The following is a 1,067-nucleotide window of genomic DNA, read 5'->3' as shown; positions in this document are numbered from 1 at the left end:
GGGAAATCAAGAGCGACCTCAAACAGGTTAGTGACAAGTTAAACGAAAAGGCCGATAAAAAATGAGCACCCCTTACCAAGACCCGGTTGTGGAAATGCTGCGCGAAATCAGCGCCAAGCAGGATGTAACCATTGCCAAACAAGATGAAATGGATAAACGGCTGGCGGATATACAGGCCGACTGCCAACGCATTGCCCGTACCAACGGCAGTTTGGCCGGTGCGGTATCCGGCGCGGTGAGCGGCGGCGTGGTGGCCACCGGCATTGCCTTTATCCGCGCTAAATTCGGTTTTTGAAGGATTTGAGAAATGGCCCACCCGAAAGAAACCCGCGACCGCCTGCGCCAACTCTATGTATCCGGTAATCAAACGCTGGAAACGGCGGCAATCATGTGCGGCACCACGCAGGCCACAGCGCGGCGCTGGCGCGAACAGGCGCGCGAGAACGGAGACGATTGGGACAAAATGCGCGCCGCCTACACACTGGCCGGCGGCAGTATTGAGGAGCTGGGGCGGGCCACGATGGCCGGCTTCTTGCAGCAATACAACTCAACGATGGAGCTGCTGCAGCAGGACGGCGACCTGGGCCCTGCGGAAAAGGTCAAGCTGCTGGCCAGCCTGGCCGATGCCTATAACAAGACCGTGGCGGCCAACGCCAGAATCCTGCCGGAAACCAGCAAGCTGGCCACCGCGCTGGAAGTGGTGGAATTGCTGGTGCAGTTTGTATCGGAAAAACACCCCAAACAACTGGGCGCACTGGCAGAGGTGCTGGAGCCGTTTGGGGCGGTGGTGGAGAAGAGGTTTGGTTAGTTGAATAGGCCGGGAATACCGAGGGTAGAGATAAGTTTCGGTAGGTTTTGCACACCCACATCCAGTAACTTGGTGATGAGGTGTTTGATGCCAACATCGCCGTATTCGGCCAATTTTTCCTGTAATTTGGCTTTTTCGGCTTCGGGTAAGTCGGATTGATTCAGTTTATCGGCTAACAGGGCTTTTAACTCACTTAGTGTATCGGCATGGATTTTGACGGTTTGTACTCCGAGAATAGCTGCTAGTCCACCATCATCTC

At 55.4% G+C, this 1,067-nt stretch carries 2 protein-coding genes and 1 pseudogene; 2 read left to right on the top strand and 1 reads right to left on the bottom strand.

Annotation, left to right across the window (positions count from 1 at the left end; genetic code table 11):
• The first annotated feature begins 61 nt into the window (after positions 1 to 61).
• Both ACO6EE_RS08980 and ACO6EE_RS08975 read left to right on the top strand, forming a co-directional pair.
• A complete protein-coding gene (locus tag ACO6EE_RS08980; protein ID WP_204811288.1) occupies positions 62 to 295 on the top strand; it encodes a hypothetical protein in 234 nt (77 codons plus the stop codon).
• A 12-nt stretch (positions 296 to 307) separates the two neighbouring features.
• On the top strand, positions 308 to 808 hold the full coding sequence (locus ACO6EE_RS08975) for a DUF1804 family protein (protein WP_107971062.1): 501 nt from the start codon (positions 308 to 310) through the stop codon (positions 806 to 808).
• Here the strand turns inward: ACO6EE_RS08975 and ACO6EE_RS08970 are convergent.
• Positions 805 to 1,067, bottom strand: a pseudogene (locus ACO6EE_RS08970) (hypothetical protein); the annotation flags it as partial. The gene ACO6EE_RS08975 and the pseudogene ACO6EE_RS08970 sit on opposite strands and share 4 nt — an antisense overlap.

Source organism: Eikenella sp., assembly GCF_057315495.1.
This window is presented reverse-complemented; position numbering and strand designations above follow the sequence as displayed.